The organism is Hujiaoplasma nucleasis, from assembly GCF_013745115.1.
GTDB classification, from domain to species: Bacteria; Bacillota_I; Bacilli_A; order Izemoplasmatales; family Hujiaoplasmataceae; genus Hujiaoplasma; species Hujiaoplasma nucleasis.
This window is the reverse complement of the sequence record NZ_CP051151.1, coordinates 249,601-263,172: the sequence shown is the minus strand read 5'-3', so window position 1 is coordinate 263,172 and position 13,572 is coordinate 249,601. Positions and strand designations below refer to the sequence as shown.

Below are 13,572 nucleotides of genomic sequence, written 5' to 3'. Positions count from 1 at the left end.
ATATCTATGGACAAAGTGCACAAATTATGACTCTAAAATAGATATGAAAGCTCTAAGACCTTTAAATGTCTTGATATCAACTCCCGTTAATTGATAAATTTTATCTATACGGTAGTTTAATGAATTCCTATGTAAATATAAGCGCTTAGCAGCTATTGAATTATTCATGTTGGTCGAGGCCAACATAATAATTGTATTGATATAGTCTTGACCTAACAATTCAACCAACTTGCGTTTCATAGTCATTTTGCCTTCATGGAAATGACTCAAATAAATTAAAAAATCACTAATATCATATACCTTGTTTTTAAGATGTGGTAAATGTTCTATGACCATAGATTCCTCGATGAGGTCATGAACATTATCATATAAATATAACATATGTATATCTGTTTCAAAATCAGTTGTCATCGAAGCATGAATCATCTCTAAGTCTAAATTGTCTTCAATGATTTCAGAATGAATAGAGACCTTCATCATAGAATTACTTATCATAGAAATTCTTGTAAGATGGTCCATTTTATCAAATATTTCTTGTAAATATTCAACAGTATTCTTTTGATACAAATATATATGATATACCATATGAAGACTCCTTATTAATCTACAACATTAACACTTATAGACAGCAAATCTTGAGAATTAGGTCCTACTTTCACAAAATAGTCTCTATACTCAGCAGTCCATTCCATATTGATATTATAAGACCTAAAATCATTAATGTCTAATGTAAAATCAATAGTTTTAGTCTCATAAGCTTTAAATGAAACCCTTTTAAAGCTTTTTAACTCATTAACTGGTCTAGATACAGAAAAATTCTTTGCCTGGATATAACATTGAATTATCTCATCAGCTGGATATTGACTTTGATTTTCAATTTCAACTTGTAAAAATAGTTTATCATGTTTATTAAGTTTATGTTGGTTAATAATAAAATTTTTATAAACAAATTTTCCATATGATAATCCGTAGCCAAAAGGATATAAAGGCTCATTTGGACAATCTATATATCTTGTATTATACCTATAATTTGGTCTTTGAGGATCAAATGGTCGACCTGTGGCATAGTGATTATAATAAATAGGAATTTGTCCTTGATGATAAGGGAAAGTCATTGTTATTTTTCCAGAAAAACTACAATCTCCATACATTAGTCTCTTCAAAGCATTGCCGGCTTCAAGACCTGGTTGGTAAGCATATATCAAAGCTTTTACTTTATTTGCAAAATCAGTCATAATTAATGGTCTACCTGCAAACACAATGAGTACAATGTTTTGATTCAATTGGTATACTTTATCAAAATATGCTTTTTGCTCATCAGCCAAATGTAGATGTGTCTTACTATTACCTTCACCTGCTTGATTTCCTGGTTCACCTAAGGCCATAATAATGACTTCAGCGTTTTTAATTGCCTCATCACCTGATTCTTCTATAATTGACAGAGTTTTATCTTTAGAGAAAGCATCAAAAATACTGACTACATCATCTTTACTGGTAAGAGCTGCCCACTCTCCAATCAAATCCTGAGATTTAATCATTGGACCACAAAGCATTATTTTCGTTTCTTTTTTTAATGGCAAAACTTGATTGTTCTTTAATAATACCATGCTTTTTTCAGCTGCTTCTCTAGATAATTCTCTTGTTTTTTCAAGAAGCATATATTGGTCACTATTTTCATAAAAGTATTTAAAAGGATTGTCAAACAAACCTAGTTTATATTTCAAAGTTAATATTCTACTTACAGAATCATCAATATCACTTTCCTTAACTTTGCCTTCATGAACAAGTTCTTCTAAATGACTTATGTAAGATTCAGATACCATTTCCATTTCTAATCCTGCATTAAAGCATTGTTCAGCAACATCTTTTAAGTCTCTTGCAATTCCATGATTAATAATCTCTTCAGTTGATGTATAATCAGATATAATTACATTTTTAAAATCTAATTCTTCTCTTAATATATCTTTTAGTAAGGCTTTATTGGCTGTTGAAGGCACATCAAATACTGTGTTAAAAGAAGTCATTACCATTTGAACATTAGCTTCAACAGCTGCTTTAAAGGCTGGAAGGTACATGTTGTACAAAACTCGTTTTGATAAATCAACTGTATTATACTCCCTGCCAGCTTCCGACAAACCATAACCGATAAAATGTTTTGCACATGCAGCAATCGTATCAGGGTGAGATAAATCATTTCCTTGATAACCTTTTATGTAAGCTTTTGCCAAACATGAAGATAAATATGGGTCTTCTCCATTACTTTCCATGACCCTACCCCATCGAGGATCTCTAACCAAATCCACCATTGGTGAAAATGTTAAATGTAAACCTTTTTTTGTACTTTCAAATGCCACTGCTTTTGATATTCTTTCAATCAAATCCATGTCCCATGTATTTGATAAAGCCAGATTAATCGGAAATGAAGTTTTATATCCATGGATGACATCAAAAGCAAACAATAAAGGAATACCTAAACGGCTCTCTTCAACTGCAGTTTTTTGAAGTTGATATAACACTTTCTCATCATGGACACTTAATATAGACCCAACCCTACCATCTTTAATTCTTTGAATGGTAGCTGATGAATCAAAAGCATGACCTGTGATGACATCACTAAAATAGGGCGCTTGATACAATTGCCCTATTTTTTCTTTAAGTGTCATCGTTTTTAATAAGTCATTAATTTTATTATCCATTATAACCTCTTAGAATTCTTCAATTTTAATAGATTTAATTATAAATTGTTGAGGAAAACAACTTTCATCAACTTTACCACCAAGCGTTCCTCCAATGGCTAGATTCATAATTAAATAAAATTCTTGATCAAAAGGCCATCCTTTTGATGATGTATCTTTACTGTCATCACCCTTAATATAGGCATGTTCTTTAACGCCATCAATATAATAAGTAATAGATTTTTCATCCCATTCAAAGCCAAAACGATGGAATTCATCAGCAATATTTGTTTTTTGAACACTATAGAAATACTGGTCCTTACGGGTATGATTATACTTTTCAGTATGAATACACAAGTACAAAAGGTCCTTATTATTACCAGTGTGCTCCATAATATCTATTTCACCACTTTTAGGCCAATAGCCATAAACATTGTCTTGAGGCAACATCCATAAAGCTGGCCAAGTACCTTTTCCACTAGGCACTTTAGCGATAATTTCTCCTCGGCCATATTTGAAAGAAAATTTATTTTTTGTATGAATTCTTGCGCTATTATACTTACCATTTTTAAGTGTGGCTTGTATCACAAGACCTTCATCGTTGAAAAACAAGTTATCAGACAAATCAGTATACCTTTGAAGCTCATTGTTTGCCCACTTATCTCCAATGGCAATATTCCATATATTAGAATCTAGTTTTTTTTCTTTAGTAAAATCAATATATAAATTTCTTTTCATTATTTCTCCTAGTCTTTTAAAACTCTAGTTGAATCTCCATTAATTAAATATGTTTCAACTGTGATAATATCTCCGTTTTGTTTAGTATTTGGATGATCTAAAAACTGAAAAGTTTTTCTAGCAGCTATTTCACCCATTTTCCTAGCATCTTGTCTAATAGTTGTTAATTTCGGTGTAATCAGTTGACCAATATCAATACCATCAAAACCTAAAATAGAGTAATCTTCTGGAACTGATTTTCCTGCTTCTTTAATGGCTTGTATAGCACCTATGGCTATCATATCGGATGCACAGAAAACTGCTGTCGGTTGATCTTCTAAAGTCATAAGCTTTTGCATAGCCCGATAGCCATCCTCTTTAGAAAAATACTCACCAGAGACTAAATAATCATCTCTTAAAGATAAATTATACTTATGTAGGGCATTTTCAAAGGCTAATTTTCTTTGCCCACCAATAAATGTGTATGGATCACCATAAACATGAGCTATTTTTTTATGACCCAAATCAACTAAAAACTTCACGCCTTGTTCCATACCTTGAATATTGTTTGATGTCACTGTAACCGCTGTAGAAACGGCATAATCAATCACTATAATTGGTAGGTCAGATTGATAGAGTTCAAGCATTTCTTCACTGTTAAAGTCTTCACATAAAACCAAAATGGCATCCACTTGTTTTCTCATTGAATGTTGTAAATAAGACCCTTGTTGATTACCCATGTTTTTTGCTAAAAACATGATATCATAACCTTTTGATTCAACAACCTTTTTATAACTCTCCAATATTTTTGAAAATAATGGATGCTGTAAACCATAATCAGTAATTTCTTCAAAAATAATACCAATTGTATAAGATTGATGTGTCTTTAATGATCTAGCAGAAGAATTGGGCACATAGCCCATTTCTTTTGCTAATTTTAATATATTTTTTTTTGTTTTTTCTGAGATATCTGGATAATTATTAATAGCTTTAGACACAGTAGCTACACTTACCCCAGATTTTTTAGAAATATCTTTAATAGTAACCATTATTCAATCCTCACTATTTCAAAATAGTTTAGATTAAAACCACCTTCAACAGCGAGTATTTTAAACTCTTGTATACCTTCTGTTAAAGTAAATGTATCTGTAGTAACAGTTGTCCAAGTTTGCCAGCCCCCAGTCGCTTCAAAAGTCAAAGTAAAATGAGGAAAACGATTTTTTGTAAATAATTGAATTTGACCACCTTGGTTTTCACTAGCTACTCTAAAACTAATTTGGTAAGTTCCTGGTTCAGAGACTTTTAACAAATAAATCATATAATCTCCATCATCAATCCAGCCAACATTTAAAGTTGAATCATCTTCACTTTGTTCAGTTTGAACACCAGAAGCTTTATAAAAGTCTTCTGCTTGAATCAAACCAATGGCCTCTGGAACATCATCAGTCGTCACCGTATAACCAACCAATGGAGATGTTTTTCCAGAAAAATCTTCAGTCTCTATAAATAAATTATAGGTAGTATTAGGTTCTAAGTCATTAATTCTAATAGCATTTAAAGTCGTTTGATCAATTAAAGTATCGTCAATATAAATATTATAGTGTGAAACTAAAATATCATCTGTTGCATGTTTCCACTTGAATCTTATACTATCATAACTCGTATCTTGCAAAACAAGTTGACTGACTCCTGTTGGATTTTCTTGGTCCATACCTGCATAATCTTTTTGAAAGACTCTTACATAATCTACTTGCATAGATGTTGGGAATATTGAATCATCTACACCTTGGACTCCACCCCAATTACCTCCAATAGCAACATTTAAAATTAAATGAAATGCCTCATCAAATGGCCATGCATCTGAATTTTTAACATCAATATTGGTGTCTGGATTGTATCCAAAAGTTGCAAATTGAATACCATCAACGAATAATTTAATACTTGAAGGTTCCCAAATCATTTCATAAAGATGAAATTCTTCTTCAACAGTTTCTAATGATCTTGAATACCCAATTTGAGTGCCTAAACCATGGTTATAAGCTCCAGTATGAATGGTACCATGAATGACACCATCATCATATCCTACATACTCCATAATGTCTATTTCGCCACTGTATGGCCAGCCGCCATAAACCCAATTGGTTGGTAGCATCCAAATTGCTGCCCATGTACCTCTACCAGCAGGCATTTTAGCTCTAATCTGAATTCTTCCGTATTGCCAATCCCCTTGATATTTTGTAATCAATCTTGCAGAAGTGTAATCATTAGTTCCAACATTCTCTTTAAGTGCACGAATATTTAAAATTCCATCTTCAACAAAGGCATTATCTAAATCAGCATTTGTATAGTACTGTAATTCATTGTTACCCCAACCAGTACCTCCAACGTCATACATCCACTTTGAAGAGTCAGGTAAACCATCTACATTAAATTCATCACACCAAATAGGTTGCCAATCATCTATATTATCAAGAAATTGACATTCTTCAGGTACCAAACTTCTATCATCATATACAAACTCTGTAGTGGGTTCTTCTGTCGTAGGTTCTTCTGTGATAGGTTCCACTGTTGTTGGTTCCACTGTTGTTGGTTCCATTGTTGTTGGTTCCATTGTCGTAGGTTCCTCTGTTGGTACTTCAGTAGGAACTTCGGTTGTAGGTTCTAGAGTTGTTGGTTCTTCCGTAGGCGCATCCGTAGGCAGATTGGTAACATCTTCTGTTGTTGGTTCTTCTGTTGTCATAGAATCAGTCGTTGGTACTTCAGTCGAAGTTTCACTTGGAGTATCTGTTGTATTTAAAGTCATATTCTCCTGACAACTAATCAATACCATAGCTAGTATGGTCATTGAAATAATAATTAATAATTTTTTCATCATTTTATTCCCCCGTAATTCCAGTTTTATCAATTGCCTCAACGAAATATTTTTGTGTAAAGAAAAATAATACTAATAACGGCAATATTGTTAGTATATTCCCAGCCAACTTGGCTGATTGCATGAGTTCGCTAGCTAGAGATCCTTCAGGATACAAACTAGCATAACTATCAATATATTGTTGAACTCTTAAAGGCAAAGTTAACATATTACTATCTCTTAAGAAAAGACCAGATAGATATGTTTCATTATAATACCATACAAAGCTAAATAAGAAAACAATAATTATAGCTGGAACCGCTAAAGGAATAGCGATTTTCATAAATATTTTAACTGGTCCTGCCCCATCAAGTTGAGCTGATTCCATTAAACTATTAGGTATCATCCTAAAGAATGAATAGAAAATTAAAATATAGATAGCACCATTAAATCCTTGGCCTAAAATAGCTGGATATATAAAAGTTTTAATAGAACCAAGTAAGTCATAACGAGCATACATTCTAAAAGTAGGCATCATAGTAACTTGAGGTGGAATAATAAATGTTAAAATCATCAGCACCATCAAAGTCTTTTTGAATGGAAAATCATATTTAGCAAAACCATAGCCTATTAATGCACTTGAAATAGTTGCACTTAATGCAGGAAGACCCGCAAGAATAATGGCATCTAAGAATGCTCTAGGATAATTAATAGCCTCCCAAACTAATCTGTAATTCTCAAGTGTAAACTTGGTAGGTATCCAATTGACTGATACATCAATAATATCGGTCATGGTCATAAAGCTATAAGATATCATGTACATTAAAGGATATAGATAAATATAACCTAAGCCAAATAACATCAAGTAAATGATTAACTTATAAGCAAAACCATCAGTAAATCTCATACCAAAAATAAATCTTTTAAATTTAGATTTTGTCTTATCCTTATCTTTGGTAAAATATGAAGAAATTTTCTTAGTCAATTCTTTATATCGACTCATCATATTATTTCGCCTTCCTTCCTCTAATGTTGAGAACTCCAACAAAAATCAATATGATTAATGCCATTACAATGAAATACACCCATGCCAAAGTCGCAACATAACCATATCCATTGGTCAAAGCATCAGTTATCGTAGCAAACATCTTACCTTGAATATAAACGATAACTTCATTTAAACTAAATACACTCATTGATACAACGGTATAAATAACAGATATAGTAATCAAAGGTTTAATTGAAGGCAAAGTTATTTTCCAAAATGACTCCCATGGACTAGCTCCATCAATCATTGAAGCTTCATAAATAGACTTGTCTATTTTTTGTAAACCAGCCAAAAATATCAATATTTGTATACCAGCAAACCATAATACATACAAAATTTGATCAAATAAAGCTTGGATTGGTCTAGCTAAAAACTCACCCACATTATTAACAACCATTTCAATAAAACCATATTCATCAATTGATGGTAAGGTCGTAGCCCCCTGGGCCATAAGTTCTCTAATCACTGGACCAGACGCAATAATAACTGGTAAAAAGAAGATAGTTTTCCAAACACCCTTACCACGAATATCTTGATTAATTAATAAAGCAATAATTAATGCAAACACAATGGTTACTGGAACATTAAGTATCATACTTAAAGCATAATTTATTAATATTTCAACAAAATATGGGTCTGATAAAAATGCTGCACGATAGTTATTAAACCATTTAAACTGTGTCTGGATATCAGAACCATCAAGCTTAACCTTATGTAAGCTTAAAAAGAAACTATAAAAAACTGGATAGAATGAAAAAATTAAGTATCCAACAATCCATAAAAATATAAAACTTAAGCCGATGAAAGCAGCTCTTCTTTTATTGGTTCTTTTAATCTTAAATTTATTAAATAAAATAATTTCAGTATAAGACATATTTAAAACTTTGTTATGGGTTATAATGCTAAAAAACTTAGACACATTTTTAGCGATAATGTTTTTATAAAAGTTTTTTACATTCAAATACACTTTGACAAAGAATACTTTTACTTTTTTTAACAAACTTTTCATTTTATCGATGAACTTAGTCATTTTGAACACCTCTCAATCCATAATTCAAAGATTGAATGGTCAAACCTTCATAGTCAATATCATTTTGAGTATAATTAATGATAATTTCAACACCATTAGAATACTCAACCACAACCACACCTAAAGATGGAACTCTTCTTGAAACGATCATTTCACCTTGAACATGAGACAATGCCCCATTAATAAAATCATACTCACTAATTATAGATGATTCCCATACCTCAAATTGTGATGAATAAATATATTCAATGTCAGTTCCTTTTAGTAAAGAAGGACGTTCTTTTGTCAAAATAAATGATGGGTAGATATTAAAATCGATTAATTTCAATAATTCTTCTTTACCCAATGAGTTAAAATTCAAATGAGAAGAAAACATCTCAATATTACCACTTAAAACAGTTGGTAAAATCGGGACTAAATCATCATAATATCCATATTGATTATTATATAAAGGCGTTGAATAATAAGATTGCATGCCTTTTAAAGCATAAGAATTAGGCTGATTATATTGGCCAATACCCTTATATTGATCAATAATATATTTATAGAATCTTAGAGATTCATACCTAGTATATAAGTCATCATCATAATAAGAAAATAGCATAGAACCCATAGATTCAAATAAAACATCTACACCTAATTCCTTATAATCATTTAAATCATTCATAGTTCTTTCATAAGTAAACTGTGGATATAGTAAATATGTATCTGAATAAACCCTATCTTCCATAGAGAATTCTAACTTAAATCTATTAATACCCTCAGCCACATCATTGTTATAGCTTAGACCATCTGATTGATTCGAACCAATGACATAGTTGTTGACCAATAATAACTCATTGTCTCTTTTAATTAACTCAATTAAATCGATAAAATCATTATTAGAACCTAGTTTTCCTTCAAAATCAACTTCAGAAGGCAAATGACCACTATAACCTCCTTCATTCCAACCTAATAAAGATACTCTTTGGTTACTTAAACCTGCATCCATAAAATATTGATACATACTCCCAACATCTTCAACAGAGGTCATTTCAATAAGTTCTTTACCTATAAATCTATTTTTTGAATCAGACATTAAATATTGTAAATGGATTGGAATATCATCCTTTGATACTTGCATATTTGATAAAATATCATCTTCAATTAAAATATTTTTATATTGATTGGCCATTCCAATATAATTAGCTTCAGAATCTGATAAAAAATCAACCCTTAGCTTTATATCTTCACTCTTAGTTTCAAACAATCGATTAGCCCCAACAGAGCCATCTGTTGTAAAGCTTTGTTTATAGACTTGTAAAAAGTCATATTTAGTAAAAATCAAATTATAATCTATATTGGTTGCGCCATTCGGATAAGCAAATAATCTTGCATTTGTCACACCTTCTTCAATACTTGCTATAAAAGCGTTTTGATCAACACCATGAACTGCACCATATATAGGTAGTGATAGTCTATAATTATTTAAAAAACTACCGCTTGAACTAGCACCAAAATCTGGCCCATAAAAACGAGCTTGGAAAGGTGAACTATATTTTCCTTGATTATCTTCATAACGAATTAAAGCACCAACACCATCTGGAATCATCATATACCCTGGTATATTATCCATTTCAGTAGCACCTAAGCCAGGGAATACTATTAATGATGAAAAACGGATAACTTCAGGATCATTCTCAACAATTGAATCAACTGGCATGAAAAATTCAATTCCAGTCTCAGTCAAAGTTATTTCAAAAGAAAAACCTATACCTAATTGAGTATAATCATAAAGTTCTATCATTTCTTCCAATGTTTTTGTTCCAGCAAGATACTGATCATAATATCTCTTGCAGTTTCTTGTTGCACAGAAACCATCAATGCTTAAATCAAATTTTATTTTATTGCCGACTTGAGTCATTTCATAAGTAAATTCCGTATCAGTCAAACCTATATTTTGTCTATTATTAAAATTCTGAGTTAGATTAAAATATTCAAAACCTAATCCACTTGATAATAAAGCAGAAAAAGTACCTGCACTTGCATTATCTATGGCAGTAGACCAAACATAATTTGTAGATTTATTTAACACTTTAATACCTAATGAATTTTGATTTAAATACATTATAAACTGGTCATTTTCTAGAACCTGTTCATCACGTCTTGTGATTTCAACATATTCATCGATATCTACAAGTCCCATATCTTCGGGTTGAGAATATCTTGATGAATCATACTTTAAAGTTTCTGTAAATGGATTATTGATTGTATCGGTACTCGAACTTGTATAAGTAGGACTAGCCGCTTGAACAACTAAAACAGTTGCTGAAGCTAAGGCTAGCATAATGACTATTTTTTTAGCTATTTGTAACACGATAAATCACCTCCATTATTATGTCTTTTACTAGAATAAATAACTCATTTAATAAAATATATAAAATAAATACACCCAACAACATCATCACCATCGTGAAGGCTGAAATGATGATGGATTTAAATGTGTCTTTAACATTATAAAAATGTGTTTCTTTTACCATAAAGAAGAAATAAATAACCGTTAACCCTACAGCGATTGTTGTCATAAAAGATACTAAAAAAGCTTCATTGTATGTTAATCCTTTTGAGACTATAGCTATAATTGGTAAAGTTAAGAAGTAAGGAGCTAAACTGTAGATTGTAGTAATATATACGTCTTTTAACCTACCTTCTCCTTCTCTAATAGATCCAATTAAGAAGTTAGCTACAACCCAAACAATAATCGGTAAAATAATTTTTATTAATTCTTCTATAACATTGATATTATCAATATTTCTAGTATTAAATAAGAAGCCTAAATTATAAATGTAATAAATATAGAATAGAAAGTAAATTCCTAACAAAACTGTTACTGGGAAAATTCCAATCCGATTTTTTCTTTTAATCTCATAAGTCTTATCTGCAGGATTTCGTAAATAAGAAAAAACATAAAGTATTTGATCAACAATCTTTGATTTCTTCCTTGTCCATCCTATAGATAACCTTACAGGTTTAAATACATAGGATACAACCTTTACTTTTATATTGACAACAAAAACAACCAATAAAGCCATTAAAATAATTATGAATGTTGGAGCATTGTCAATTAACCAAGCATTTCTAACTTCCCAAAACGCATCACTATACCCACTTCTATCATTAGCAATATAGTATTCATCTAATGCATCTTCATATTGACCTAAAGAAAAATAGGCATTGGCCATCCCTCGATGAGCTAAATCAAAGAAATCATTCATTTTAAGCACTTCTTGCCATGGACCTTGGCTTTCAACATAAAGTCCATCTTGATAAAACTCTAAAGCACTATGGACATGATGAGTAAAAGTCGTAGGATAAAAAATCTTCATAGATTTACTTCCACGATCTAGTACGTAAATGTTTGAATAATCATCAACCGCTATTGATGTCGGTTGATTCATTAGACCTTGAACCTGATTGGTAATATCTTGGCCACCAAAAGCAAATAATAAATTACCTTCAATATCATACTCATAGATGACACCTTCTCTACTTATTGTAAAGATGTTGCCTAAAGAGCCTACATAAACATCCACTAAATTAGGAGATGTGTACATTTCAGGCAATAAGTTATCACCAGAAATATTTAGTCTTTTAACCCCATAAGCCCCATCGCCTAAAGAAACTGTATGGATTAATCCACGGTTATCAATGGCCATATTAGAAACTTCAGGTGGAGTTAAATTAAATAAAGACTCCAATTGCTCATCAGTAAAGAAAGTATACTGCAAAACAGTTCTTAAAGTAGGAGTAATGGTATTGGTACCAAAATAAGCGAGAAACTCACCATCATTTGTAAATTGAGCCAAACCCTTGGTTCCTAAATTAAGAATATAAACATTTCCTCTTGAATCAGATATAATTTTTCTTGGTTGAAAATTCTCAGTGCCAAACAATGGAGAATTAGGTTTAACATAAGTCGTTAAAATTTGACCTGTTTCATCTAATTTGTAAGCAACATTAGCAGCTCTATCAGCAACATAAATGATACCTTCTTCTGTCGCATAAACACCTGACGCATTTTCTAAAAAATCTTGGCCAATCACTTGAGCTGTTTCAGATAACAAGTCATATATAATAATTTTACTTGAATCAGTACCTAAACTAGCAATATATAATTTATTGTTAGCGATATGAACATCTTGTGGTGTGTCTAATGACACCCCATCTAACTCATTAATATCCCCAATTGGAACATAAGCGATTTGAGTTCTTACCAGCCTGCCATCGCTTAATGTATAAGTATTATAATTTACACCATTTTCCGCTTTTACAGATGTGCCGATCACCAAAGCAGAAACAAGTAAGAATAAGAATATCGTTAAATACTTTTTCATTATTTGATACCTGAGTGAGCCATGGTATTCATGACTTTACTTTGTAAGAATATGAACAAAACAATGTTTGGCACAAACATTATAAAGCTGGCAGCAGCCATCATCCCTTGCCCCGCAACAGGATTACCTGCAACAGCGGCTATAGTAGAAAAGTAAAAAGGTAATGTTTTTAAACTTTCACTATCTACATAGAGTGAAGACCCAACAACATCATTCCAAATTAATTGGAAGGATAGAATACCAACAGTAGCAACAGCTGGAGCAATGATAGGCATAATTATTTTTAAGAAGATTTGCATTTCACTAGCCCCATCGATTTTGGCTGATTCAATAACCTCATTAGGTGTTTGATCAATAAACTGCTTGACCAAAAACATTCCAACTGGAATGGCTATAAGAGGTAATATCAAACCAAAATAAGTATCTATTAAACCAATATTTGCCATGGTTAAATACCTAGGAATTGTAACAGCAATCGGTACAAACATTAAGGCCAAAGTATTGATTTCAAATAACAATTTTTTCCCTTTAAACTTAAGTTTAGATAAGCCATAAGCTGCCAAAGATGTAATTAAAATGCTTAAAAATACTCCAACAACAGTCACTAGTATACTATTAAATAAATATCTACTAAAAGGTATACCAGATTCACTGGCCAAATCTACTAAATTTCTAAAATTATCAATGGTTGGCCTTCTAACAAAGAATCTAGGTGGCCAGGCATATAACTCATTGGTTGGCTTAAAAGCATGATTGATAATAAAAACAATGGGTAAGCCAACAAAAATTGCTAATGGAATAAGTATGACAAAAAATTTAGTTTGACTTCTATGAAATTTTTTAGGATTGATTTTAGTTCCGCTAAATTTAGACATATA

At 31.4% G+C, this 13,572-nt stretch carries 10 protein-coding genes; all 10 read right to left on the bottom strand.

Features of this window, described 5'->3' with window-relative positions:
• Window positions 1–24: 24 nt before the first annotated feature.
• From HF295_RS01185 to HF295_RS01140, 10 genes are read right to left on the bottom strand one after another with little or no spacing between them, the layout of a single operon-like run.
• Window positions 25–585: a helix-turn-helix domain-containing protein gene (locus HF295_RS01185; RefSeq protein ID WP_312032019.1), complete on the bottom strand. Its 561-nt coding sequence runs from the start codon at window positions 583–585 to the stop codon at window positions 25–27.
• 14 nt (window positions 586–599) lie between these two features.
• On the bottom strand, window positions 600–2,696 hold the full coding sequence (locus HF295_RS01180; protein ID WP_312032018.1) for a glycoside hydrolase family 3 N-terminal domain-containing protein: 2,097 nt from the start codon (window positions 2,694–2,696) through the stop codon (window positions 600–602).
• A gap of 9 nt (window positions 2,697–2,705) precedes the next feature.
• Entirely contained in the window at window positions 2,706–3,413 is a 708-nt protein-coding gene (locus tag HF295_RS01175; RefSeq protein ID WP_312032017.1) for a glycoside hydrolase family 16 protein, read from the bottom strand.
• A gap of 8 nt (window positions 3,414–3,421) precedes the next feature.
• Window positions 3,422–4,441, bottom strand: a complete 1,020-nt coding sequence (locus tag HF295_RS01170) for a LacI family DNA-binding transcriptional regulator (RefSeq protein ID WP_312032016.1) — start codon at window positions 4,439–4,441, stop codon at window positions 3,422–3,424.
• Window positions 4,441–6,264, bottom strand: coding sequence for a carbohydrate-binding protein (locus HF295_RS01165; RefSeq protein ID WP_312032015.1), 1,824 nt, complete (start codon window positions 6,262–6,264; stop codon window positions 4,441–4,443). Before HF295_RS01165 ends, HF295_RS01170 begins: the two co-directional genes overlap by 1 nt.
• 4 nt (window positions 6,265–6,268) lie before the next feature.
• Entirely contained in the window at window positions 6,269–7,246 is a 978-nt protein-coding gene (locus HF295_RS01160) for a carbohydrate ABC transporter permease (protein WP_312032014.1), read from the bottom strand.
• A gap of 4 nt (window positions 7,247–7,250) precedes the next feature.
• Entirely contained in the window at window positions 7,251–8,321 is a 1,071-nt protein-coding gene (locus HF295_RS01155; protein ID WP_312032013.1) for a carbohydrate ABC transporter permease, read from the bottom strand.
• Entirely contained in the window at window positions 8,314–10,677 is a 2,364-nt protein-coding gene (locus tag HF295_RS01150) for a DUF5696 domain-containing protein (protein WP_312032012.1), read from the bottom strand. The genes HF295_RS01155 and HF295_RS01150 overlap by 8 nt, the downstream gene beginning before the upstream one ends.
• Window positions 10,661–12,694: an NHL repeat-containing protein gene (locus HF295_RS01145; protein ID WP_312032011.1), complete on the bottom strand. Its 2,034-nt coding sequence runs from the start codon at window positions 12,692–12,694 to the stop codon at window positions 10,661–10,663. The genes HF295_RS01150 and HF295_RS01145 overlap by 17 nt, the downstream gene beginning before the upstream one ends.
• The gene (locus tag HF295_RS01140) at window positions 12,694–13,569 is read right to left on the bottom strand and encodes a carbohydrate ABC transporter permease (protein WP_312032010.1); all 876 of its coding nucleotides are present in this window, start codon (window positions 13,567–13,569) and stop codon (window positions 12,694–12,696) included. Before HF295_RS01140 ends, HF295_RS01145 begins: the two co-directional genes overlap by 1 nt.
• Window positions 13,570–13,572: the final 3 nt, after the last annotated feature.